Annotated in this window: 28 protein-coding genes; 1 reads left to right on the plus strand and 27 read right to left on the minus strand. The window is 41.9% G+C overall.

Annotated features, from left to right (window positions below; genetic code table 11):
• Positions 1-12: 12 nt before the first annotated feature.
• Genes ACQYAC_RS08380 through ACQYAC_RS08455 form a run of 16 tightly spaced genes read right to left on the minus strand, consistent with a single transcriptional unit; the run spans position 13 to position 13410 of the window.
• The gene (locus ACQYAC_RS08380; RefSeq protein ID WP_429943098.1) at positions 13-198 is read right to left on the minus strand and encodes a hypothetical protein; all 186 of its coding nucleotides are present in this window, start codon (positions 196-198) and stop codon (positions 13-15) included.
• A complete protein-coding gene (locus tag ACQYAC_RS08385) occupies positions 167-1396 on the minus strand; it encodes a hypothetical protein (RefSeq protein ID WP_429943099.1) in 1230 nt (409 codons plus the stop codon). The genes ACQYAC_RS08380 and ACQYAC_RS08385 overlap by 32 nt, the downstream gene beginning before the upstream one ends.
• Positions 1397-1425: 29 nt before the next feature.
• Positions 1426-2556: a pyocin knob domain-containing protein gene (locus ACQYAC_RS08390; protein WP_429943100.1), complete on the minus strand. Its 1131-nt coding sequence runs from the start codon at positions 2554-2556 to the stop codon at positions 1426-1428.
• Positions 2557-2563: 7 nt separating this feature from the next.
• Positions 2564-2737: a hypothetical protein gene (locus ACQYAC_RS08395; protein WP_003212881.1), complete on the minus strand. Its 174-nt coding sequence runs from the start codon at positions 2735-2737 to the stop codon at positions 2564-2566.
• Positions 2734-3063 carry an XkdW family protein gene (locus tag ACQYAC_RS08400; protein ID WP_429943101.1) on the minus strand — a complete coding sequence of 110 codons (330 nt, stop codon included), beginning with the start codon at positions 3061-3063 and terminating at the stop codon, positions 2734-2736. Before ACQYAC_RS08400 ends, ACQYAC_RS08395 begins: the two co-directional genes overlap by 4 nt.
• 9 nt (positions 3064-3072) lie before the next feature.
• Positions 3073-3951, minus strand: a complete 879-nt coding sequence (locus tag ACQYAC_RS08405) for a hypothetical protein (protein ID WP_339163642.1) — start codon at positions 3949-3951, stop codon at positions 3073-3075.
• Positions 3952-3965: 14 nt separating this feature from the next.
• Complete coding sequence (locus ACQYAC_RS08410; protein WP_003212666.1) at positions 3966-4349, minus strand: phage tail protein; 384 nt, start codon at positions 4347-4349, stop codon at positions 3966-3968.
• A gap of 11 nt (positions 4350-4360) precedes the next feature.
• Positions 4361-5284 (minus strand): YmfQ family protein, encoded by a 924-nt coding sequence (locus ACQYAC_RS08415; RefSeq protein WP_144461901.1) that lies wholly within the window; start codon positions 5282-5284, stop codon positions 4361-4363.
• Positions 5268-6317, minus strand: coding sequence for a baseplate J/gp47 family protein (locus tag ACQYAC_RS08420; protein ID WP_429943102.1), 1050 nt, complete (start codon positions 6315-6317; stop codon positions 5268-5270). The genes ACQYAC_RS08415 and ACQYAC_RS08420 overlap by 17 nt, the downstream gene beginning before the upstream one ends.
• Positions 6310-6732, minus strand: coding sequence for a DUF2634 domain-containing protein (locus tag ACQYAC_RS08425; RefSeq protein WP_429943103.1), 423 nt, complete (start codon positions 6730-6732; stop codon positions 6310-6312). The genes ACQYAC_RS08420 and ACQYAC_RS08425 overlap by 8 nt, the downstream gene beginning before the upstream one ends.
• A gap of 14 nt (positions 6733-6746) precedes the next feature.
• Positions 6747-7013: a DUF2577 family protein gene (locus ACQYAC_RS08430; RefSeq protein WP_061409428.1), complete on the minus strand. Its 267-nt coding sequence runs from the start codon at positions 7011-7013 to the stop codon at positions 6747-6749.
• Positions 7010-8020, minus strand: coding sequence for an XkdQ/YqbQ family protein (locus ACQYAC_RS08435; protein WP_144461899.1), 1011 nt, complete (start codon positions 8018-8020; stop codon positions 7010-7012). The genes ACQYAC_RS08430 and ACQYAC_RS08435 overlap by 4 nt, the downstream gene beginning before the upstream one ends.
• Before the next feature lie 11 nt (positions 8021-8031).
• Positions 8032-8700 (minus strand): LysM peptidoglycan-binding domain-containing protein, encoded by a 669-nt coding sequence (locus ACQYAC_RS08440; RefSeq protein WP_003213616.1) that lies wholly within the window; start codon positions 8698-8700, stop codon positions 8032-8034.
• On the minus strand, positions 8693-12790 hold the full coding sequence (locus ACQYAC_RS08445; protein ID WP_429943104.1) for a transglycosylase SLT domain-containing protein: 4098 nt from the start codon (positions 12788-12790) through the stop codon (positions 8693-8695). The genes ACQYAC_RS08440 and ACQYAC_RS08445 overlap by 8 nt, the downstream gene beginning before the upstream one ends.
• Entirely contained in the window at positions 12791-12928 is a 138-nt protein-coding gene (locus tag ACQYAC_RS08450) for a hypothetical protein (RefSeq protein WP_088002055.1), read from the minus strand.
• Positions 12929-12969: 41 nt separating this feature from the next.
• Positions 12970-13410, minus strand: coding sequence for a phage tail assembly chaperone (locus ACQYAC_RS08455; RefSeq protein WP_144456215.1), 441 nt, complete (start codon positions 13408-13410; stop codon positions 12970-12972).
• Positions 13411-13562: 152 nt separating this feature from the next.
• Here ACQYAC_RS08455 and ACQYAC_RS08460 point away from each other — a divergent pair, with 152 nt between their 5' ends.
• Positions 13563-13652: a putative holin-like toxin gene (locus ACQYAC_RS08460; protein ID WP_080772987.1), complete on the plus strand. Its 90-nt coding sequence runs from the start codon at positions 13563-13565 to the stop codon at positions 13650-13652.
• 285 nt (positions 13653-13937) lie between these two features.
• Here the strand turns inward: ACQYAC_RS08460 and ACQYAC_RS08465 are convergent, their stop codons facing one another.
• The 11 genes from ACQYAC_RS08465 to ACQYAC_RS08515 are packed head-to-tail and all read right to left on the minus strand — an operon-like array spanning position 13938 to position 22464.
• Positions 13938-14381, minus strand: a complete 444-nt coding sequence (locus ACQYAC_RS08465) for a phage tail tube protein (protein ID WP_058013848.1) — start codon at positions 14379-14381, stop codon at positions 13938-13940.
• 1 nt (position 14382) lies between these two features.
• Positions 14383-15729 carry a phage tail sheath family protein gene (locus ACQYAC_RS08470; protein WP_429943105.1) on the minus strand — a complete coding sequence of 449 codons (1347 nt, stop codon included), beginning with the start codon at positions 15727-15729 and terminating at the stop codon, positions 14383-14385.
• Between the two features lie 3 nt (positions 15730-15732).
• The gene (locus ACQYAC_RS08475; RefSeq protein ID WP_003212736.1) at positions 15733-15945 is read right to left on the minus strand and encodes a hypothetical protein; all 213 of its coding nucleotides are present in this window, start codon (positions 15943-15945) and stop codon (positions 15733-15735) included.
• Positions 15932-16387, minus strand: a complete 456-nt coding sequence (locus tag ACQYAC_RS08480; protein ID WP_058013845.1) for a hypothetical protein — start codon at positions 16385-16387, stop codon at positions 15932-15934. The genes ACQYAC_RS08475 and ACQYAC_RS08480 overlap by 14 nt, the downstream gene beginning before the upstream one ends.
• Before the next feature lie 4 nt (positions 16388-16391).
• Entirely contained in the window at positions 16392-16889 is a 498-nt protein-coding gene (locus ACQYAC_RS08485; protein ID WP_429943106.1) for an HK97 gp10 family phage protein, read from the minus strand.
• Positions 16886-17242 carry a YqbH/XkdH family protein gene (locus tag ACQYAC_RS08490; RefSeq protein ID WP_058013843.1) on the minus strand — a complete coding sequence of 119 codons (357 nt, stop codon included), beginning with the start codon at positions 17240-17242 and terminating at the stop codon, positions 16886-16888. The genes ACQYAC_RS08485 and ACQYAC_RS08490 overlap by 4 nt, the downstream gene beginning before the upstream one ends.
• On the minus strand, positions 17239-17622 hold the full coding sequence (yqbG, locus tag ACQYAC_RS08495; protein WP_144461891.1) for a protein YqbG: 384 nt from the start codon (positions 17620-17622) through the stop codon (positions 17239-17241). The genes ACQYAC_RS08490 and yqbG overlap by 4 nt, the downstream gene beginning before the upstream one ends.
• A 13-nt stretch (positions 17623-17635) precedes the next feature.
• On the minus strand, positions 17636-18559 hold the full coding sequence (locus ACQYAC_RS08500; protein WP_144461890.1) for a phage major capsid protein: 924 nt from the start codon (positions 18557-18559) through the stop codon (positions 17636-17638).
• 22 nt (positions 18560-18581) lie between these two features.
• Positions 18582-19670, minus strand: coding sequence for an XkdF-like putative serine protease domain-containing protein (locus ACQYAC_RS08505; protein WP_429943107.1), 1089 nt, complete (start codon positions 19668-19670; stop codon positions 18582-18584).
• 38 nt (positions 19671-19708) lie between these two features.
• Positions 19709-21166: a phage portal protein gene (locus tag ACQYAC_RS08510; protein ID WP_429943108.1), complete on the minus strand. Its 1458-nt coding sequence runs from the start codon at positions 21164-21166 to the stop codon at positions 19709-19711.
• The gene (locus tag ACQYAC_RS08515) at positions 21163-22464 is read right to left on the minus strand and encodes a PBSX family phage terminase large subunit (RefSeq protein WP_429943943.1); all 1302 of its coding nucleotides are present in this window, start codon (positions 22462-22464) and stop codon (positions 21163-21165) included. Before ACQYAC_RS08515 ends, ACQYAC_RS08510 begins: the two co-directional genes overlap by 4 nt.
• Position 22465 lies beyond the last annotated feature (1 nt).

The following is a 22465-nucleotide window of genomic DNA, read 5'->3' on the forward strand; positions in this document are numbered from 1 at the left end:
ATTATCACTTCCTTAATTTAATGGGATGACCGTGTCTAAATAGTAGCCAGTTACCGCACTATCATTTGCTGATAGTAAACCAGTTAACTTTAGCTCTCCTGTTTTGTATATAAGTAATTTACTATGACCCGTTGTACCTGATACAGGAACTGATACTACTAGGCCTTTATCTGGAGCCCCCAGCTGGAATCCATCCACAAATGACTTCTCTGTTTGCTTTTAGGTGACCCCTCATCAATAATAAATTTCCCCATTTCACATATTCAACTGGTCTATCCCCTATAGAAGAACTTTTGTCTAAGGTCACACTAAGCCACGTGACATTTTCAAACTCAGCATTGGTCACTAGCTGTTTCCAGCCTCTGAAAATCCCATCTGTATGAGTCGTTCCGTACCAATGGCTGTTATCGTAGCTTCGACTCACATGAAATGTTTTGCGGTTATTTCCCGTTTCTACAATATCTACATTAAACCACGAAGCATCGGTCGTCGTTGGCATATTCACTGCATTCGTTCCAGAGACATAATAAAAACCAGAGGGCAGGGTGAGTATATCTGTACCAGTAGGAATAAGCATTCTATTTCCATTCGCCTTCAATAACGGATGCTCGTTCAACCTCTTCCAGCCGCTCCATTCTTGCTGAGTACCCGAAACATCTGTCGTGGAACGATTGATGTACACATCACCTGTATTATTTGCCCCAATAATCCAGCCATAGGTATTTTCACTAAAGACTGATAAGGCTCTCATTGAACTTCTTGTCGGAAGGTCGGGGTGTGCTTCATGGATATACCAAGAATGCACGCCCGGTAATTTGATGAGTTTATCCAAAATACTAGGATCGTTCGCATTAATTCTTTCGTATGCTTTTCCATCGTCAGCGGTAATTTTAGATAGTTGTCCTGCGTTCCATTTGTTTTTTTCGTTTTGACTAGGCATTTGCAGCCAGTTCATCGCAATGTCATTCACATGATAGGAAAAACAAAATGCATTGCCTGATGTGTCAATTGCGATTCCTACGCCAATATTATTTTGACCAACAAGCTGAAAACCTCTTAAGGCAGCATTACCTATAGCAGGAGAATCAACTACGCCAGAACCGCCGGGGGCATAGAAGGAGCATGCACCTAACGATTTAATCACGTTATAAATACTGCCTCCAGCTGGAATATTGACCAGCTGGGATCCGTTATCATTTGTCATTTTATATAACTGAGATTGGTTCCATTTCTGCTTTTCCGCTTTAGATGCATGAGAATTTGCATCATTTTCGTGTTGATTGATTTGTTCTAATAGTCCTGCATCATTTTCAAGAATAACCTTTACCATGTCATTAAACAGATCTGCATGGGCTTTATCACTTGTTTTGAAAGTAAGTGGTGTCTTTATCTCCATGTGATTCTCCTTTCACATTGTTTATGAAATTATCTTGTACTGAACTTAAATCCAAATGTAATAAACTCAGTAGGATTGGCATTATTTGAAGAAGATTGCACACTTACATTCCCATTCTTATCTATTAAGGTTCGATGGAATTGAGGTACTCCTGGTGTCCCTATACTCGAAGCGATACCCACAAAATGCATCGCCTGCTGTGGCCGATATCCTTCAGGCAAAATAAACACTGGGTTATTTCCTAAAATCCCACCTTTGATAGCACCTATTATCTCAACTTCCCCCAACAGATTCTTCCGATATTTCACTGGCAAATTAATAGGGTCATATTCCCTCCAATCGCCTTTAATCTCTTTAGGTGTTTCCCAAGAACCTTCTAATAGATCTGATAGCGTGATTTGCTTCTCCCATGGTGTCCATGATTGTGCATTGTGTCTAAGAACTCTAAAGTATGTGTTTTTTCCATAAACAGATTCGTATGCTATTTGCACTAATGTAGTGCCATAACTCATGACCAACAAAAACACTCGATTATAAGAAGGAGAGGGGCCGTTTACTCCAGAATTATATATAAGATACATCCCTGTCTCTGTAAGGGTATTGTAGTCTGTTTCGCTAGCAAATCCATGATAAAAGGGCTTTCCATCATCTTGTGTGATTTTTACTAATTGACCGTTATCCCATCTTTTTCTATCGCTTTCTGTAGGCAGCTTTGTCCATTTAATCGACGTATGTCCGGCTTCGTAATAGAAAAAATAAGCATTACCTGAACTATCCATCGCAAAACCAGAACCAATATTTTCTTGACCTACTGTCTGCAGCCCTCTAATTGACATATTCGATGAGGCCGGAGAATCCTCCACACCAGCAGCTGCATAAAAAGTACATGTTCCTTTATCTTTTATCGCATCAAATATTCTGCCGTCAGCAGATACATTAATCAGCTGTCTTCCACTATCTGCTGTGATCTTATAGTTCTGTGAATTATTCCATTTCTTCTTTTCTGTTTCAGATGCGTGTACTTTTGCATCATTTGTATGTTTTAAGAACTGCTCTATTAATCCATGATCATTTTCAAGAAGTACTTTGACCATGTCATTAAACAAATCAGCATGTGCTTTATCATTTAATTCAAAAGGCTTTGGTTCTTTTATTTCCATTCAGTTTTCACTCCCTAGCTTTGATGCTTGGTTCCATTTCTTGCAGCTGCTCTAGAGTAAGCATCCTTTGCTCATATCCTGTTTTTAAATCCTCCATTGAACAATCGCCTAGTTCCACTGCTTGTTTGACCAATTCAGGGGTCACCCATTTAAAATACAATGCCATCACCCAATAATTCATGATTCACGCTCTCCTTTATATAAAAGGATCTCATTTTTTAGCGCTTTTATTTCATTGGTTAAATGCTCACATTGATGTTCAAGCTGTTTTCTCATGAGCTTTTCTTTGGCTACTTCTTGTGCTAGATAATCAAGCGGAAGAGGTGGTTGATACCTTGGATTGATTTGAGATTCGTTCCACCATTCTTTCAGTTCTTCTGCCGTTGGCTTTGGCACACCTAAATGCCACTCGTTGATATACGAACCGTCCCCGTCATTTCTAAGTTCAAAGTCTTTTTGCGGATCAGCATCAGGGTATTTATACTTAATGGCTTCATATAAAATCATAGAATCCTCCTATTCTCTCGGGAAATTTCTGCCGCCTACTTCTGTAATATCAAAATAGTTGTACCAGCCTGAATTATCTGATACATAACGACTTACATCTCCGTCATATCCTACATACATGTAAATTTCTAAATAATCCCCTTTATTAGCCGGTACATTCGCAGCACCATAAAGTCCCATACTAAAGCTCAACGTATCAGACGGGCTTGTCGGACTCTGTCTTTGATGTGCAATATTTTTATACCTTCTTCCATTTAAATAGATCGATAATTCAAAGTTTGCGTATCGTTGAAAGGTTTCAATATAAACACCTGCATTCACTGAATACATTCCGTTTTCAGGGCAGATGAAACGATTATTTTTGATATCAAAATTGTTATGACTGTCTTTTATCTTTCGATTAAAAAGAATTTTTTGATACTCACCTTTGGTTAATAACTGCTTCCCAGTTGTACCAATGTTTGTGTGAAGAAAACCAGAGAGTTTATGCCAGTCGGTCCAACCCGATCCAGTCCACCAATGACGGCACCACGTACCTGTGCTATCAAAATAACTTCCCGCTTCATTTCCAGTCCCATAGTAATATTGAACAAATCGAAAGTTACTATATTTTTCATTTTTCACAAAGCCAAATCTCGTAGGATATCCGGTATCATTCGCTTGTCCAATATCCATGAACGTAATGCCATTAGGATATTCCTCACCACTGACTGATGCATCTTGAATGGCTTGATCGCCTGTTAGTTTAAATAAGCTTTCATTGGTGATTCCTTCTATTTGCAGCCTGAGCGCATTGTCATTCTCTACTAGTGTGTCGACCATCCGGTTAAATAAGCTGGCATGTGCTTTGTCTGAGGTTTCAAACGGTAAAGGTGATTTGATGTCCATTTCATTCCCCTCCATTAATAAATATCATCAATCTCAAAAACAAATTCGATGTCGCCGTCTTTTTGTTTGTCTGTCATGGTGCGGATGGCGGTGAATTTGCCGGCTTCGTCGACAAGTGCTAGTTCGTTGATGACTTCACCTGCAAGTTCTCCTTCGGCGATCGTGCAGGTGTAGCGGATTTTGGCTGGTTCCATGAAGGTAAACGAATCAATCTCTTTTTGGACGAGTTCTTTTTTGAGTTTTTGTTCAGTGCCGTCTAGTGAGATCGGTTTCCCATCCTTCGTTCCGCCATTTCCAAATGCCATTTTGACGACTTTTGTGAGTTTTGTTCCTTCTGCTCTTGCCTTTGCCATTTGTTGACGTGCATATAGTGTTGTTACGGTTAATTGATCAGCCATTGTGATCCTCCTTATAGCTCTATTTTTTGAGAAGTAGCTGCTAGCATTTTTGATCCGTCCAGCGGAACCGATCCATCGAGAATCCAGTAATGATCCTTAATCAGTAAGCTGCCGCCCTGTTCAGTTTGGACATGTACTGGCAATCGGAACGTCATTTTCTTTTTGGTTTGATGTGACAGCTGGCTTTTTGTGCGTAATGTCAGTGCCGCTTTTTGCCTTGTTTCATGTACCGCTCCAGTCATGACATAATTCATTCGGTATGTGTTCTCTGACTTATGCTGAAGGGGCATTCTCAACTTCAACGAATGCCGGAAACGAGCCGGAACCTCTGTTGTCCCTCGTGTTCCGCTCAGATAAAACGTACCATTTAATACAAATTCACCATTGAGTAAAATCGGAATATGATCGAAAAAACCCACTCTGCTTCGCAGTGTGAGCCTCCCGTGATGATCATTTTTTTCATGTACATCGGTATGATGAAATGCAGTGAATGTATAAGCCAAATGAGCTGGCTTTAACGTTTCAAGTATTTCTACAATATATCTAGTGTTTTGCAGATCATCTAGGTTCACACGTAAGGCGAAATGATAGCGATTGGTGGTCAGACGGATGATGGCACTTGGATTTTTGAGAAAGCGATTCACCGATTTCTCTAAAGAAAGATACGTGATCGGTGGAATGTTTGACATCATATTGAGTAAGCGTGCTCTGCGAAGTTCAATGGAATCATCTGATTCTCGCTGCGCCTTCAGCATTCTTTCCCATCTATTCAATCCCCATGTTGCTGTCAAAGGGAAGAACTGATCCGTTAAATCGAAAATGGATTCATCCAATTGCTCAAACTCTGGCGCTTCTGTTTTGAGCAGGTGATCGACTTCATAAATCTCTGTAAAATATGGCGGCAAGTAGTCTTTCATTTCATCCTGTTTGCTCAATAACCTTCACCTGCCTCAGACGCGGTATCTCAATGTCCTGTAACACTAAGTTTTTTGACTCTCCATTCAATAACACGTTTGCATAATCTGATACACTTTCTGAATGGTACAGAATGTCATTTAATGCGGACATTCGAATGGTACTTTTTTCAAATGCGATTGATTTCAACAGCGCTTTGACCTTTTCTTCTATTTCTTTCTGCGCTCCTTCAAGGGTCCAGTCCATTTGAAGTTCGACGGATACTTCTATGTCAATATCCAGCCATTTGGCACTTTCGACAGTCGCTTTTGAACCGATAGGCGCTTGTCCTTCTCCTTCGCCTGGTACTGGGTCGATGTATTCCTGTACTCTTTTAACAAGAAGATCTGATGCAACATCTAGATTGCCGTCTGTGATGACAATTTTGACTGTTCCTTCTCCATTCCAAAGTGGGAATACTTTCGCCCTGCCAACTCCTGTCACTTCCTCAGTCCATTTTTTATAATGCGCCTTGTTGGCACTGACAGCCTCCCGCCTAGCACGTATTAAGTAACGATCGTATAACGAAGCGTCATCTTCTTCCTCTTGTCCGGGTATCACCAAATCTTTCATGATAATTGATTCTAACCCAGGGATTGTATCAAGTGAAAGCAGCGGCTGATCTGTCAATTGACCATTGCCGATCTTGCCAGGTGTCTCGCATTCTAGCGTGCCATCAATCGAATATTGGAAATAGACGTCTTCAATAAAAAAACGTGAGCCAGCTGGAATGTTGATATCGTTAGGCTGAATAGCTACGGACCAAACCGCTTTAGTCGCTGGTTTTCTTTCAATTCCTACTTCAGCGGCCCGCCGATCTAGAAACTCTCCTTGTGCTGTATCTGCAAAGACCAGCTCGAATACTTGATCAAGCCAAATATAGGACTGGGCCAATTCAGCGGCAGCAGGTGCCAAGGCATTCCAAATGACACTGTTTTCTCTTTTATCTATGTCATCCGGCAGTCTGTCTAGCATTCTTTCCATTAATGCTTCGTACGTTTGTTCCTCAAACATCGCTCTCCATCACCTCCTCTATTTCTAATGTACCTTCATCTGTGACAATAGCTAGCTTGACATGAAACGAGTCATTTTCCTTTGTGACCTCTATCTCTTCAATATGATCAATCCGTTCGTCGACAATTAATGCTTCCTCTAGCAGCCTCGGAATCTCCATTTCTTTGTATTCATCCGTGGCTTCTGTATCCGTTAAAAGCTCCTGAATTTCAGTGCCAATGTCGTGGCTGTAGATAGGATGTGCATACCGCTCTGTCCTAAGTGTCATATAAACGAATTGACGAATTGCTTCAATGCCTGAAATGGTTTCACCTGTCAATCTGCCAGTTTCGACATCTATTCGATATGTCGTCGAGGTTTCCACTTCTTCCTCTTCTTCTGTTTCCTCAATTTCTTCCTCTGGTGAAAGTGCCACATTCATCACCTCCCTTACAATTTGTCGATGATGTAGAAGGATTGCCCTCCTGCCATTGCCAGCACCATAATGCTGTCACCCCTTTTCAGTTCATCTTCCTCACCCTTATTTAGGCGCTTTGGCCAAATCAGTAATTCTTCCGGAATGATCAGTTTATGGTTTTCATTTAACCGGATGCTTACAGGAGAAACTGCCGTGACTTCTCCAACCACCAGATCAATTGGAGAGGCAGCGTCTACAGCATTCACTGCTAATCGTTTAATCGCTTCACTTAACCTCACGCTTGATCACCCTTTGGAATGGAGTTTTTCTCAACGACATCAATTGTCATGGTGTGTTTCACGCCACTAAATTCATGTTTGTCTTGATCGATCCAGTACGTTTTTTTCACGTCGATTTCAGGGATTTTCAAATAGATTGGAAGACCGCTTTGCAGTTCAGGAATGCCTAGCGCTTGGATGCTTTTGACCTCTTGTTTCACACCTTTTTTCTCTGCCAGCCGTACTCTGGCTCTTTTTTGCAGCTGCGGCTGGTTAATTTGCCCTGTAACCGTCTCAACATGCTGTAAAATGCCGTATTTACTCTGACCTGCTTTATCCTGTTCGACCACTACAATCTCTGATTTGCTGCCTTTTTTCTTATTTTTCCCCTGTTCATCTGCAGACGTGCGCAGCTTGACACGAGTGGCTGTTTCTTCAATCGAGGTGCTGTACTGATAGCCAATGAGATTGACACCTGATTCAATGACCCATACGTCCTCTGGATCTGGCCAAGCTCTCAGCCCCATCTTTCCTTTAGCAGAATAGATTTGATAGTTTCTGCCCGTTTGCCGCTTTGTTTCTTTTAATGCTTTCAGAATCATGTCATATAGGCTCGTATCATTTTTAAACACTAGTGATTTGATGACATGACCTGTATTGGCGATAGAGGTCATTGGGATTTGAAAGTCAGCCCCAATCCGTCTCAAGATTTGATCTGCTCTTTGTTTTGAAAAAACATAGACATCTTGGTTTTTCACCAAATATTGAAGCATGTCGTATGCGGTAAAGGTCAGTTTCCCTTCAACAGGCGTCCGAGAAAACACAATGCCTCTGAACAACTCTTTTCCTTTCCATTTAAAAAGAACCGTGTCCCCTTCTGAGACACGGTAATATGTTTGACTGCCTTGCTTAGTGATAATATTTGCTTGAATAGAGCGAGGGGCTTGATACCTTTGCCCCTGAAGTGTCACACTCTCTGTGACAAGCTCATACATGGTGCCGCTTCTGATGGCAAAAAGCTCGATCAATGCCAGCCCCCCTATTGTGGTATTTTTAACCTTTGTCCAGGGAAAATCCAATGCCCCGGCTGCTTAATATTGCGTTTGCTCCGTTTAATCATCGCTAATTTGTTGGCATTCCAAATACGCCGCCATTTTGTACTGTCGCCATAAAACCTGCCTGATATGGCCCACAGCGTATCCCCTTTTTTAACGGTGTACATTTTTGGTGGTGTTTTTGAAGGCCGTTTCTTTTTCGTTTGTTTTGCTTTTTTCTTTCGTTTGATTTTCCTAGGCGATGCGGTTTTGTATTCCTTTAACTCGATCGTAAATTCACGATCGCCAATATCATATGACCCTTCTTTATGGGTGAAACTTTCAATGCTGCACGTCATATTGATTTTTGTCCCCGTTACAATCAGCCGCACAGACTTCTTTGAACGCATCATTCGTTCTATTTTCGCTATCGCATTCTCTGGTGATGGAATGCTTTTATATTCAGCAATTGGCGAATATTTCTTAGGAAATAATGAAGTGAATGATACTTGCTTAGCCGATGGGACATCAATAAAGGTTAGTTCTCCAAAAGAGGCAACCTTTACCGTTTCATTTTGTACGTTATTTGTGATTTCAAGTTCGGATGGAAGGACAGGGAATCGCAACTTGTCCTTTCCTTGGGAAATCCACAATTGATACACTGATTTACCCATCAATCACGACCCCCTTCGTTCCTGTATGAAGCTCTACTTCCAGTTCATCTACGAGCATTTGTCTAATTTTTTCGACAAGCGATTGCTGATCTTGTCCATTATGGAAATGCTGGTCTCCATTGAATTGAATCGTGATTTGTTTATTACCTGGCGATGCAGTATGACTAGCAGACTGAGCTGAGGTGACTTGTTGCATCTGTGATTCTGGTAAAGGAGCAGATGCATTTGTTGGATCATATACTTGCATCCCAAGTGCCTTGGCTGCCTGCGTTAATAAATACCTTCCGCGAATGCCTCTTTCTTCAGGTATGATCCATTCGCGTTTGTTTCCTTCACCGACTCTAGCAACCTGCTCCTGAGTAATCAGTCCGCCATTTGCGTAGCCCTTATAAGGCCCGCCTCTTCTCATACTTCGTAATCCCGGTGTATTGAAGACTGTTCCATATCTGCCCTTAATGTAGTTAATGGCTGCTACGGCATTATGAATTGGGTTCCAAATGTCATTCATGCCTTTGCCTTTATTGGAGTTAAACGTTGGTCCAATGGTTTGCATTAAGCCTTTAGAAGGCGTTCCCTTCTTGGCGTTTGAATCCCATAAGTTGATTGCTCTCGGATTTCCACGCGACTCATTCTGTGCGATGGTCATCAAACCTGGGAGCCAGCTCATTGATGTACCAGTTGCCATGATAGCCGCCATGAGCCATTGTTTTATATTAAGCCCTGAAGCACCCATACCGCTGAAAGCGCCAATTAATGAACCAGCCTGATTTTCAGCAAATTTTTTCACATCCACTGAGTCGAGTCCTTTGACGACACCAATCGATGCGAATTTCCCAAGACTCATCATCACGCGTGAAGGGGAATGAATGTCTAATTCCTCTCTAAACGCCTGCTCTACTTTCTTCGCCATTTCTTTGGCAGCTTGTGTGACTTCACTTGCTTTTGAACGCATGCCGTTGTTAAAGGCAGCGATCATTCCTGAGCCCCAGCCCGGTGATTCTTGTTTTGCTTGTAGAAATGGTTGTTTGATGTGCTGATCTACGTATTGGCTAGTACCAACTGATGTGGCATTTTGACCTGTGGAAAAACCACTAACCGTTCCAGAACCCCAAGTTGGTGATGCTGTCATCACTTGTTGGTATGGTGCTTTTACACGACTTTGCAAAAAGCTGTCTGTTCCTGTTGGTGTCACCTGCTGACCATTCGCAAAAGCAGCAACTGTCTGCTGACCATACTTACCTGAGTCTGAGGTCAATTGACCAAAAGGCTGCTGAATATTCTTTTGTTTCCATTGATCAAGTGTAATCACTTTTTGATTTAATCCTTGTTCAAAATCCTTATTAAATTGCTCGCCTATGCTGGAGGCTTGAATGTTTCCAGTCATCGAAACCGATCCGTCTATTGAACCGACAGAAGATGATGAAGCTACTGCTGTAGGAGCTGAAGAGCTTGATACTTGATTTCCAGTTACTCCGCTTGGCATAACAGACATTCCAAGATGAGAAGCAGCCTGAGCAAGCAGCATCTTCCCGCGTCCTCGGTTATTTTGAGTTGGAATGACAAATTCGTTACCTGCTTCACCGACCCATGATAGGGTTGGCTGGGTGATATAGCCGCCTGTGGCATTGTTATCAGGTTTTTTCTTCCCTACAATCCAATTGATGACTACATCTACAATACCGCCTGCTTTGTCAAAAATCTTTTTAACCCAACCAAACGCTGCAGAAAACCCATCACCAATAGCTTCTGCTACTTTTACAATCGGTTTTTGAATGTTGTCCTCAAACCATTTGGATAATCCATCCCATATATCTGTCACCAATTTATACGCTTCTTCAAACTTTTTACCGAAACTGTCTTTAATGGTTCCTACCGTATCTACAAGTGGATTCCACACATTTTCCATAAACCATGTCGATACAGCTCCAAAGATTAATTGTATCTTTTTCCATGCATTTGATAATGCTGTCCAAATCCCTGTAGCGACTGTAACAACTGTACTGCTCAGTGGTGTCCAAACGTTTTCAATAAACCAACCCGCTACTGCACTGAACGTTTCTTGAATCCATGTCCATGCATTGACTAAGCTTGACCAGATGGTCGTTGCTACCGTAACGACTGTGTCGCTGAGCGGTGTCCAAACGTTTTCGATAAACCAGCCTGCTACTGCACTAAATGTTTCTTGAATCCATGTCCATGCATTGACTAGACTTGTCCATATGGTCGTTGCTACCGTAACGACTGTGTCGCTAAGAGGTGTCCATACATTTTCAATAAACCAGCCCGCTACTGCACTGAAGGTTTCTTGGATCCATGTCCATGCATTGACTAAACTTGACCAAATGGATGCCGCTACTGTGACAACCGTACTGCTTAATGGCGTCCATACATTTTCTGTGAACCAAGCCGCGACTGTTGACCAAACTTCGACAATTTGATTTTTGATTTCAATGGCTTTTTGGCCAATCTTTTCAAATCCGCCGCCATCAAACCATTTTCCAATTGTTTCACCGATAGATTCTCCGCCCATACTTCCCGCGATGCCGCCTACTAGACCGCCGATGGCTGTACCTATCCCCGGGACTACGCTTCCAATAGCTGCACCTGCTGCAGCACCTGCCATTCCGCCGGCGATGCCGCCTCCAGTCGTACCAATCTTTTCACCAGCATTATCTTTGTTCATACCGATTAGATTTGTTGCACTAAGTGCACTTCCTAGAATAGGTACTTTCTTTAATAACTTGCCGCTTCCTTTCCCTATACTTTTCATCGCTTTCCCTAATCCACTTAACCCCTTGCTACCTTTCACTAAACCCGTCAGTCCACCAGCTGAAGCTGCGATACCCGCACCTTTCTTTAATCCATTAGGGATTTTTCCAAATAATTTACCTGCATTTGTTTTCAACTTCCCTAATCTACTTTGAGGTCTTCTATTCATTTCGGCCCTTGATGTAGCATTTGGATTACTTGTCTGTCTTGGTGAGCGACCATTTCGATTTTTAGTTTTCGTAGAACCTCCCCTGCTTAAACCTCTTGCACAACAGGGGCAACAACTATTGCGAAACAAGCCTTTTCCACCTCGCGACTGAGGTTTCGTTTTGGGAGCTGGATTTGATGGTGTTGATGTTGGCGCTGTTGTTGGTGCCTGAGTGGTACTTTCACTTGATTGATCACTTGCACCTAAGAACCGATCTAATACATTAGTCACCAATTGATCTAGTTTTTTTTCAGGATTAAATTTAATTTTCTCTTTAATTCTTCCGATCACATCTTGCTTGTACTCTTCTATTTTATTTTCAACCCAAGGAAGTGCCTTTTCATCCCAAAACTTTCTAGGACTCAATTTTTCCTTCATTTTATCTGCAACGTCACCTGCATATTTTTGAATTTCACTTAATCCCTTATTGGCAAGGTTCTGAATCCAGCTCTGTTTAGGATCTTCCGTTTTCACTGACGGACTAACAGCCTCAGGTTCTTTTTTTATGTTTTGTTCTTTCACAACGGACTCTGCTTGATCTCGTTTTTTCAACTTACTCTTTGCATTATCTTGAACAGACACTCTGATTTCGTGTTTAGACATCGTCAAACTTTTGAGTGTCTTTTTGATTCGTTGAATTGCAGCGGTGGCTTGGTCAACCATGTTTAATCTCATATAGTACGTCCTATTCATGAGCTGATAGATAGATTTTTTTACCTCTGACATTTTACCTGACAATTGATCGTTTAGTTTAAACGTCAGCATAATGGGGCTTGTTCCCGCTTGCTTTAAACGATTTATACTGGATTTCATGACATCTAGCCCCTTCGCTTGAATGGATATGACCAAGTGATTTGGGAGCATATTTAACTGATTGTTTAACGCTTTAAGATCACGAAAGATTCCTTGATCCAGCCTCATGGAAATCACTGACATTTTCCGAAGCGATAAACTGAAGTTTTTTAATTTCTTGTCATCTAAATCCAGGTTTATTTTCACCGGTTTTCTAAAAGGTTTGAGCTGCTTCTCAAACGTTTGAAATCGCTTTTGTATTCGCAGCAGCTTCTTCGATACTTTGTCTTCTAATTCAAATCGTGCAGTGAGTTTCGCCAATTATTTCCCTCCTTTCTTTGCTTCTTTTTCTAGCATGTCTAGCTTGTAGCTGATGAGTCCGAATAGGAGTGCTTTGAACGGTCTTGGTGATTCGTATAAATCTAGGAGTTCAGATGGGGAGTAGTGAAGCTCGTGCATGGCGTAATATAAAAACACGGCTTCTTTATCCCCATCTTTTATTAGTTTTTTGCTGCTTCTTCTAAATCTTCAATTTCGTCTTCAAATCCGTTGATTTCAATGGCCTTGTTTAACCAGTTTGCGTATTCACCGCCGACAGATAATACACGTTTTGCGACTTCAACTGGATCTTGTGTGCTGTAGGCTTCTCTTAGTTCCTTCGAGCGGAAATCTGGATAAACAGTCGATTCAATGGCAATACGTGCGTAGAAGCGCTGGCTGTCTAAGTCTTTCACACGGCCTCTTCCTTTGACATTTTTGAAGGTCGTGTTTTCTTTTTCCAGTTCATCAATGCGTTCAGTTGTTATAGCTTTAAAGACAAAAGGAATGACATTCCCTTTTTTATCAACAAAACGCTTAGAGATTGGCACTTTGACCTCTTCCGCTTCTACTGTTTGTCCTGGCATAAAAAATGAAAGATCAAATGTTTGTTTTTCGCTCATGTTTAAAAACTCCCTTTGTTATGTTTTTTTAAATGCAAAAAAGCACATCCATTTTTGAATGTGCTTTCCAATATTTTCATGTATAATTTAAATTGTACAATTGAACGGCTAGCTCAAGGGTGTCTGGCTCATCCCCCGATAGGAAGGGGGTGATGCTCATGTCAACATTTCAAGCACTAATGTTAATGCTTGCTTTCGGGTCATTTATTATAACCCTGTTGACGTATATAGACAAAAAATAGACTCCCCCTTGAGCTTTGGTAGGTAAAAGGGAAGTCTATCCTAAAGTATCCTATTCGATTAGCCAGCCCCTTGAGGGCCAAATTGTACATTGCTGGGATGTTGACGCATCCTGGCTTCTTTTTATTTTATGCAAAGTACTTTGCATGTAAACATATTTCTAAGAAACTTTTTGGGGTTACACAGTAACTCTTTTGTAGCTACCCTGTAACTATGAAAAATTATACCATATCGTTGAATAAAATAAAAACAACATATATTTTCGTCACTTGTCTGCCTTTTGTTCATTAAAAGGAATTCTTCAGCTTTTCAGGAAGATCAAAGTCCTCGAACGTAAACGGCACTTCTTCTTCAAGTGCTTCTGAATCGACATCCAGTCCAGCAATTTTAGCCGAATCGAAGTTGACATCAAATAATGTTACACGCTCAGTACCTCGGCCTGATGATTTATCGTCAATCACCGCTTGAAGAGTGAAATAAGGATCTTCCCCTTTTCTCACATAGTTGAGCATTAATTGAACGAAACGAGATGTAACTTTATAGAATGTGGCCGTTCCTGTTCCATTTGCTCCTGTTGTTTTATGACCAGTCATTCGGCGGCCCATCACGTTGACTTCTGATTTGTTTTTCTCCACGTTTGCTTCAAACGTTTTGATAAAGGCAAGCTCCTCACCTTCTAAGAAAAGACGACCCTCTTTACCTGAAATTGTATTTTGCGCTTTAAAAGCCATCTTACTTCACCTCCACATTGAAATAGAATTTTTCTGCTGCATCTACTGGTTGAACAGCTAGATCGATGATAAAACCATCACGATCTTCATTGAGACCGATGACAATATCTGTTTCTGAGTTAAAGCCTGTAATGCCGCTGCCATCTTGAAGCTGTGTGAGATACTGTGTAATCAGTGTTTTCACAAGCTGTACTCCATCATCAGATGCTGGAATGTCATTGCCATTGGCTTTGCGTAATTTAATCAGATTTTTTAATTCAAACGTTAAATCATTGTTGATGGCATCAAGCACACGAATGATTTTATTTTTCGCCATTTGCTGATTCTTTTCAGCTGTGAAGCTTGTTAAAGAGTTAATATCTTTTTCAACACTCACCGTGCGGTCTCTCGCATCAAATGTGAAGAGGAACTCCCCTTGTGATAATCGGTATTCTACTTGATCATTATCAAAGCGTTCTAATGTATCTACTGCTCCTTCGTATTCAACAAAGGTGAGTGACTGATTGAAGTTTGCACCTGCACTTGCTCCTGCAACCCAAGCTGTTGTTTGAGCAGGTGTTAGTTCTGTTCCATCTTCCAGCACAACACCACTTGTCACATTGATAATGCCTTCTTGGTCAGCTGCATAGTTCGCCACAACGCCTTGCACCTTACGTCCTTGCTTATCACGTAGACGCTCGATAAATGAAGCGAAGGTTGCTTTTAATTGCTCACTATTATCGACTGGGAGCGCAATGACATCAAAGTATTCTGTTTCTGCTGCTTCTAGGAAAGCTGTATAATCTGCGACACTTGCCACACCGTTTTTCCCGCCGCTTAGTGCCATACCAGCTGTGATAACTGCTTCACCTTCACCAGAAAATTGAACATATTTGTTTTTCACAAGATCTTTGACATCCGTCACAATCTGCTTATCCACAATATCTGTGCCAAGATAAGTAATGACGTCACGTTTTGTGCTGTCGAGTACATTTTCTGCCACTTGGATGGTGATCTCATTTCCCTTTAGACCGCCATAATTGGCTGTGGCCACAAAGTTTTCTGAGATTTCAGCTTTGGCTGGCTCCCCTTCGTTTAGACGGTAAAGCAAGACCGTTTGCGCTTTTTTCTTTGCTTCACGGAAAAGAAGAAGCGACTTGTCATCAATATTGAGTCCAACCTTTTTATTTAAGTCTTCCATATTGGAAACGGAAATAAAGTTTTTTGGTTCTCCCCAGCTCATCACAAGAGGAAGTGCCACCGTACCTCGATCACCTAAAGTGATTCGCTGCTCTGCTGTTGTTTTAAAATTAAAGTAAATGCCAGGACGCTTTTTCTCTGTACCTGGTGTAAATGTGCCTCCGTTCATCCTTTAAACCTCCTTGGACAAAAAAGCATCAATGTGCTTTTTCGCTTCTGTTTTTGTAATTGGTTGATGTTTGATATAAAAAAGAGCACCTTCAAGGATTTCTGGTTTAACCCCAAAAAGATCCTTACTGTGCTCCTTTAAGGCTTCAAATGAAAAGCCAAATTCTTTTTCTTCGCCAGCTGTTTGGGCAGGCTCTGCTTTTTTAGTCTTGCTCACGTTTGATCACCCCATCTGAAAAATTGATGTCTTCAAGGCTCGGTTGTTTGTCTCGGTTGTACCAATAACTGCTATCCCACGTCAGGACAATCGCTGCTACGCCTTGATCTAACATTCTGGTTTCCACTCTTTTTATGCGGACATAATCATCAAGCACCTCTCCATCTTCACTCATCATCTGAATCATTTGACGATCAGCAAGCAATGCATCAACAATGATTTCTGCCGCGTCATGCGCTTTTTCTGAATTTATATGAAACACTTTCACTTGCAGCGAATAAGATTTCATAAACGTAGATACCGTATCTGGACCGCTGATCACTGTTACGGGCGGCACATAAACAGATGGTACTTGAAAATGCTCTGGCAAAAGTCGATCATACATTGTTACAGGAAAGTGTGTGTAAATATAATGCATGATTGCCCCGACTTCTTGATTCATTTCATCACCTCCCAAAATGTCGATCGAACCAGCTTTGAAGCTTTCGATCCAGCGACTGCTCAAACATTTGCTCATAGAGCATGACAGCATGATCCCAATAGCCATTTCCATCTATCCATTGAGAAGCAAGCATCATTCCTGTCTTTGCATTCGGAACATATTCAAAACGGCTGCCAGCCCACCTGCCAGGCACCCATCTTCGCTCTCCACTTGAAGAAGTAGCATGTCCATCATTGACATAGGAGGCATACTCAAGCTGGGTTCCCACTTCCAGCGTGAGACCACCTTTTGACATGAGAAAGTGATTCTCCTTGTCTCCTTGCGTAAAGGAGCTTAGAAGCCGGCCTGTATCGACAGCATTCTCCTTGATTAGCTCATCCTGAATGATGTCCAAAAGCTCTAAACCCATGTCCTCTAGCCAAGCTTGATATTCTGCCTTTAAGCCGCCGGAACACGCTGTTTCCAGCTGTGAAAGCAGCCGGTCAAGTCCATCAATTTTCATAGATTTTCCTTCCTGACTGCCATCACTTCAATGTGATGATTTTTCACTATTTTGGGCTGCTGCAATTTAAGTGAGACGCCGTTCCACACCATTTTGTCATGCAGGCGAATATCACTTGCTAAAGGAAAATGGACAAGATAGGACTGATAAATCACTGTATTCGGCTCTTCTTGCACAAGTGACTGATTCTTTTCTATGACATAACAAGCCAGATCTGTCAGGCTAGGCGCATCAGGATAGGAAAGAGTCATTTGTAAGTCATCAGCTGGAATCCCGAATTTTCCTCGGGAAGCCTCCTGATGTTCAAGGTGAAAAAGATCACAGCGGTCTGTTAAGAGTGATTGATAACTCATAATGATCTCACCTTTAATTTGGTACTGCCGCGAGTTAATGATGGTTCAATGTAATCGACAAGCAGGGCATATACGTAAGGTTTGCCTTTTACTTGATCAGCTGCCTTCGCATATGAATAATCACCCATTTTCTCTGACGTAAAGCCTTTCATCATAGATTCATCATCATTCAGCATGGCAAAATATTGGGCCATTTTTAATAAAGCGATTCTTGCTTTTTCAGGGAGGGGCTGATATTTTCCGCTTGAGAAATCATGACCTACGATCTGAAATACCGCAGCTTCTGCTTCGATAATATCTGCTGTCAGTCTTTCTACAGATCGATTTTTCACACGCTCAAATACAGAATAGGCTTGCAGTTCTTCAGGAGAAATAATCATGGCCTGCCGTCACCTACTCTTTCACTTTCATTACTTTTGCTACAGCATCCTCTTCCTCAAATTTGCTGTCTAGCTTCGCTGTCAGAACAATAATAAATTTCCGGCTGCGAATATCTTTTTCTACTTCAATTCGAATATGACGAGAAAAACCTACGATAATATTTTTAGGGTGCGTCAGCAAAATATCTGATACGTCTGTTCCCGCTTCGTCATATGGCTGCATATTGGCAAGGCCTTTGACCGGCACACCGAATGCAGAAGAAAGTCCGCCTTGAATCACCGCATCTCCAAGAGCTGTCTGACGGTTTGCTACTTGATCCTTCCACTCCACCTCTAAACTTGGGGATGTGTAGAAACGGAAATCCTGAGGTACACGTAAATATTTTGACGGCATCGCTTTATAGGCTTGTTTCAACATTTGGCGGCTAATTTCCGCTCCATTTGCATCCACAATATGAGATACTGCTTGTTTTCTCACGCCATCCATTTGGGCTAAAAACGGGTCTGTTGAAGTCGTATCCCCATTGACGATGAGCTCTTCAATATCAACTGCCGCTCGTTCAGCCAGCATTTGCATAATTGTCTGCTGAATTCCGTCTTTTTCAATATTGTTTTCAATGCTGTCGTAGGTCATATGAATTTCTGCAATGACCTCTTTTGCATTGAGCTGGACAGTGCTTGTCGCTGGGACAACACGGTCTTTCGCATCAAGCGCTTGGCCTTCTTCTGCTGGACGCAAAATACGCTGGCCAAAACCGATTTTTTCGATTTTTTGTGAATCACTTTCCATCGGAATGATGCGTGCATCATTTAAAACGGTTGGTGTGTTTTGCATCATTCTAATGAATGTGTTGGATTGGGTTGCGTTCATGAGACCGCCGGTTTTTAAGCTGGCAAGTGTCATTTCAGCCTTGCGAATCAACTCTTGATTTCTCACACTGTTTCCTCCTTATTTCGGCTTATAGTAAGCCATCCCATATGGGTTTTGTCGTGTTGTTTTGTGTATCGTGTATTGTTTGTTTTGATATGCCCCTTGCCTTTTCGAGCATGTGAATCCGCTCTGAAATAGGCAAAAGCTGCTGCTCAAGCACTTCCTGCATCGCTGCTTTTTCTCTGCTAGCTGATTTCTCTAAGGAAGAGAGCTGATGACGGATGGGTGCAACGACTTGTTCGAGCACTTTTTGGACAGGTTCTTCCCCTGTTTGTTCTGTTTCCTGTTGTTCAGCCTGCTGTAAGACGTTTTCAATGGCCTTTTTTGCTTTTTCAAGCTCTCGCACTTGATCCGTCGTCAAAGCGGCCTCTTCTTTTTGTACGTCTTCTGGCCTTTCACCAATCGTTTGAAGTACATGCTCTGTCTTCAGGATGTCCTGCACGATTGGAATGAGCTGTTCTAAGGCCGCTCTTACATCCGCCTCAGCACCATCACCTGACTGTAAGGTTTCCAACAGATGGTCTAAAACGTTCCAAAATGGTTGTGACATGTTTGCACCTTCCTCTTTTAAAAAGAAATTTTTCAGCAAAGAAAAAAGCCCTCTCTCATTTGTGTCTTGAGATAGAAGCTGATCTTGTTCTTCTATGGCGACAATGTCCGCCGTTCCAGCCATTGAATAGCCTGTAATGTGGCCTTTTTGAATTTGATCCCAAATCTCTTGGGAAGCCTTTGTCACAAGCACCCAAGATCCTTTGCGAATCAGCTCCCCACCCACTTCAACATCAGCCGGAGCAATATATGATTCAACCACTTCGCCAACACCATCCTGAAAATCATGCTGCTTGTCAATATGACGGGCATCTTTCATAAAGCCGTGTGCCGCTCTTTCAATTTCTTTGGCTGTCATAAAGTCTTGATGTGCATCAGGCGTATTCGGCTCATACACGACACCGTACACGAGGCGATGAGCATCTTCTGCCTTTGTCAGGACACTGACCTCCTTTTGAAAGTCAGGCCGCTTTTTCTTTGCTTTCATCAAAAAGAATTTCTTCTTGTTCGCTGCTTTGTCCACGTAGGAAACATGCGTAATTTTAGCGTTTTTTAGTTCTCTTGGCATATGTTCACCCCCTTTCAAAAAAGCGCACCCGCTTCTGTTTATTTCGTCAGCTGGTCTGGCTCTGGTTGAGGCTTTTCTTCAGCTGATTTCATGCGGCTTTCTAAAGGTCGGTGATACAGTTCCTCAGGCCATTCCTCTAGCGTCTTTCCAAGAATTCTTCCTGCTAAATCGCGCAAATCGTTAGGTGACACTGCCCCCGCCTGAATAAATGGCGTCAGTACCTTCGCAATCTCTAATGGATCTCTAAAATCAGGACCATTTAATAGAAAACGGACATGCCACATATCAAGATCCGGCAGAAAAAGAGTATTGAGTTTTCCTGTGATGAGGTGCCGTTCTGGCTGAAATACCTGCTCTTCTGTTGTTTTACGCGCTGTATCTGCCGTCGCTTTGTTATAGTCTTGAGACTCACCTGTGTAAATTGGCGGCAGACGAAACGCAGAACGGATTTTGTTTCTTGTTTTTTCATCGTATTCTAAAAAGAGCGCATCTTCTTGCAGGATCTCGGCTAGAGATTTGAAGTTTACTTTGACATTTGAGACATCTTCTTCTCCCGTTAACCCTTTTTCTGTCGGCAGACCTTCAACTTCAAGCAATAGAAATTTATGCGCGTGATCAGATCCTTCAATATCATCCATATAGTCTTGAAGCTGCTGATAAGAGGATTCTGACAGCATGCCATTTTCGACAATGATGGCACCTGGTACATGCCGCCCTTGTTTAAAATAAAGATAGTTCAGTTCCTCTGCCTTGCGTGCCCCGTACATATTGACGATGTTGCCAATCCAGCGGGGAATCCCATACGTACCACTGCCAATTTTGAAATGAATCACATCTGTTGCGCGAAGCGGCTCTGGTGTGGTGTCATCATACTTGCCTGTCTCACAGTTCAAAATGCGCGGATCACCATACTCCTTAAAGAAGACTTTCTTTTCGTTGATCACCTGCACATATTTGCGGAATCTTTTCTTTCGATTCATTGTCTTTAATTCGCCATTTTCTGTGTAGCTGAATTCGACGTCGACTGGCTCACTAAGCTTGCAAATGCGGATATGAAGCGCATCTAAATACTCGATTCCTGCCGGCTTTCCTTGTCCATCTCTCAGCACCTCTAAAAAACCATTGCCCGTTTTCTCTCGGTCTTCCAGGACATAGCCAAGAATCACATCAGCGGACTCATCATAGTTCATGTACTTCGTAAACTCTTCAAGTCTTGTCCATTCCTTTTCTGCGGCTTTCTTTTTTGCCGGTTTTACACCTTCTGCATTAAAGTCAAAGGCGTATTCCACCCCAAATCCAAAGCCTAAAATATTCGTTTTGTACGCATCAATACATTGCTGAAGAATGGTTGAATATTCTGCCATGCTTTTTAATTCATTGATGTTGTATGGCGGGGGAACAATGTCATCTTTTTCATAGGAAAATTCATCTGCATACATTTGTTTTGTATGATCAGACATGTTTGCCTTCATAATCGTTGCTTTCAATTGTTTCATTGTATGGACCTCCTCTCCCTGTTTGGACGGACACGCTCTGAGGCGGTCTGTTTCAAATCCGTCACTTCATAATCATCCAGCGCATACCAGATGGCTGATAATGTGTGCGGATCGATTTGAAATGCATCTTCCTCTAAACGTCCATCCTTATCTGCCTTATAGGTCAGTGATTGAAGTTCATAGATTGTGTACGGACAAGCATCAGAGCAAATGATTTTCTTAAACCGTTTGATCTTTTTCGTATACTGCAAACGCGAGCCTTGGAACTTATGTGCTGCTACCATTTGAAATCCACGCTGCCGAAAATAGTGAATGGTTTTAGGCTCGGCTGCATCGGCTTTGATGAGTTCCTTTGATTCAATGAACTCTTTTAGGTCAACAGCTGTTTCATCATCTGTTTTCCCGCGGTCGTAATATTCCCAGTAAATATATAAGTACTTTTTTTCATGGTCGACGGCTAATCGAATGAGCGCATTGTATGATTCAACAAATCCAAAATCCATGCCTGCTCGTTTTAGCGGCCGGTCCATCTGCTGAATCGCTTTTAATACATCAGCATGATTTCTTACCTCAAATTGAGGAAAAACCTTTGTTCCATTGACCCCAAAATAGCCCTTCCTCGCAATTCGATAGAGGTCTGGGTCGTATTCTTTCAGCTCATCCAGCTGCTTCACATAGCTTTTAGGGAGAAATAGGTTATCTTCCGCTGTGGAGTGATGATAGTACGTATCCTTGATCACAACGGTGCGCTTTTTGTATAAGGTTTCGTCATCTAGGACAAATCGCTTCAGCTGTTCATCTCGAAAAAAATGTCTGTACGTCCAATTATCTTGACCAACAGGATTGGTCGATAACATCATATAAAGCGGTAAAGACGGGTGCCTCAGCCTTCCAAGCAGCTCTTTAAAGCCTTCATAAGAAACCTCTGAACACTCCTCAATCCAAATAATCGAGATGTTGTTAATCGATTTTAATTTCTCAGGCTTGTCCAGCCCTTTGAATAAGATGCTGCTGCCATTTCGAAACGTCAAGGCAAGCGGCGAACTGCGGCACTTCACCACATGATCGATGCCAAGATCGCTGACGATCTCTTGTAATAGAGAAAAGGTTGATTCGCGGTGCGTATCATAGACTTCTCGAATGACAAGTGCTGTCCGTTTTTCTTCCAGCAGCTTTAAAATGAGTTTTAATGCAATGTGATAGCTTTTAGAGGAGCCGTAACCGCCTACTAAAAATTGAAACTTCTGATTCCAATCGAATAGAAAATGTTCAAAGTGAGGATTGACTTCTTTTTCAATC

This window comes from Bacillus sp. MM09(2025), assembly GCF_050496725.1.
Classification (GTDB): domain Bacteria; phylum Bacillota; class Bacilli; order Bacillales; family Bacillaceae; genus Bacillus; species Bacillus pumilus.

Bases quoted from the DNA above. Each gene is read 5' to 3' on its own strand.
- ACQYAC_RS08385 (WP_429943099.1), bottom strand. From the start codon at position 1,396: ATGGAGATAAAGACACCACTTACTTTCAAAACAAGTGATAAAGCCCAT.
- ACQYAC_RS08390 (WP_429943100.1), bottom strand. From the start codon at position 2,556: ATGGAAATAAAAGAACCAAAGCCTTTTGAATTAAATGATAAAGCACAT.
- ACQYAC_RS08395 (WP_003212881.1), bottom strand. From the start codon at position 2,737: ATGAATTATTGGGTGATGGCATTGTATTTTAAATGGGTGACCCCTGAA.
- ACQYAC_RS08400 (WP_429943101.1), bottom strand. From the start codon at position 3,063: ATGATTTTATATGAAGCCATTAAGTATAAATACCCTGATGCTGATCCG.
- ACQYAC_RS08405 (WP_339163642.1), bottom strand. From the start codon at position 3,951: ATGGACATCAAATCACCTTTACCGTTTGAAACCTCAGACAAAGCACAT.
- ACQYAC_RS08410 (WP_003212666.1), bottom strand. From the start codon at position 4,349: ATGGCTGATCAATTAACCGTAACAACACTATATGCACGTCAACAAATG.
- ACQYAC_RS08420 (WP_429943102.1), bottom strand. From the start codon at position 6,317: ATGTTTGAGGAACAAACGTACGAAGCATTAATGGAAAGAATGCTAGAC.
- ACQYAC_RS08440 (WP_003213616.1), bottom strand. From the start codon at position 8,700: ATGGGTAAATCAGTGTATCAATTGTGGATTTCCCAAGGAAAGGACAAG.
- ACQYAC_RS08450 (WP_088002055.1), bottom strand. From the start codon at position 12,928: ATGCACGAGCTTCACTACTCCCCATCTGAACTCCTAGATTTATACGAA.
- ACQYAC_RS08455 (WP_144456215.1), bottom strand. From the start codon at position 13,410: ATGAGCGAAAAACAAACATTTGATCTTTCATTTTTTATGCCAGGACAA.
- ACQYAC_RS08460 (WP_080772987.1), top strand. From the start codon at position 13,563: ATGCTCATGTCAACATTTCAAGCACTAATGTTAATGCTTGCTTTCGGG.
- ACQYAC_RS08465 (WP_058013848.1), bottom strand. From the start codon at position 14,381: ATGGCTTTTAAAGCGCAAAATACAATTTCAGGTAAAGAGGGTCGTCTT.
- ACQYAC_RS08470 (WP_429943105.1), bottom strand. From the start codon at position 15,729: ATGAACGGAGGCACATTTACACCAGGTACAGAGAAAAAGCGTCCTGGC.
- ACQYAC_RS08480 (WP_058013845.1), bottom strand. From the start codon at position 16,387: ATGAATCAAGAAGTCGGGGCAATCATGCATTATATTTACACACACTTT.
- ACQYAC_RS08485 (WP_429943106.1), bottom strand. From the start codon at position 16,889: ATGAAAATTGATGGACTTGACCGGCTGCTTTCACAGCTGGAAACAGCG.
- ACQYAC_RS08490 (WP_058013843.1), bottom strand. From the start codon at position 17,242: ATGAGTTATCAATCACTCTTAACAGACCGCTGTGATCTTTTTCACCTT.
- yqbG (WP_144461891.1), bottom strand. From the start codon at position 17,622: ATGATTATTTCTCCTGAAGAACTGCAAGCCTATTCTGTATTTGAGCGT.
- ACQYAC_RS08505 (WP_429943107.1), bottom strand. From the start codon at position 19,670: ATGCCAAGAGAACTAAAAAACGCTAAAATTACGCATGTTTCCTACGTG.
- ACQYAC_RS08510 (WP_429943108.1), bottom strand. From the start codon at position 21,166: ATGAAACAATTGAAAGCAACGATTATGAAGGCAAACATGTCTGATCAT.